Origin of the sequence: Streptococcus sp. CCH8-C6 (genome assembly GCF_001557225.1) — a bacterium.
GTDB classification, from domain to species: Bacteria; Bacillota; Bacilli; order Lactobacillales; family Streptococcaceae; genus Streptococcus; species Streptococcus sanguinis_C.
In genome coordinates, this window is record NZ_LSJN01000009.1 from 1 (window position 1) to 394 (window position 394).

General features: G+C 47.2%; 1 protein-coding gene. It reads left to right on the plus strand.

What is annotated here, in order from left to right; genetic code table 11:
• Positions 1–394, plus strand: a 394-nt coding sequence (locus AX677_RS00775; RefSeq protein WP_156445970.1) for a hypothetical protein, incomplete at both ends; no start/stop codon positions are given.

Consider the following 394-nt stretch of genomic DNA (forward strand, 5'->3'; position numbering starts at 1 on the left):
AGAATGGCACACCAGTTACGGCGACTTACAGCCCAGAGTTTACTAAGGTGACTCCAACTGGTACTGGTGATAAGACAGAAGGTCTGCAGGGTCAAGTGCAAGAAGGTAAAGTAAGCTTCACCCCAGGCCATGACTCTGTTCCATTCCCAGCAGGTTCAACTCCATTATTCGATAATGGTACCGCAGTGAAAGAAGTACCAAATGTTGGTAAGTTTGAAGTAGATGCGGACGGCAAGGTAACTTTCACTCCGGATAAACAATTCAAGGGTGAAACACCAGAACTCGAATTAACTCGTGTGGATGCCAATGGCACTCCAGTAACTGTCAAGTACCAAGCGGTAGTGAAAGAAGTGGTTCCTACAGGTACCAATGCAACGAGCACAGGTCCTCAAGG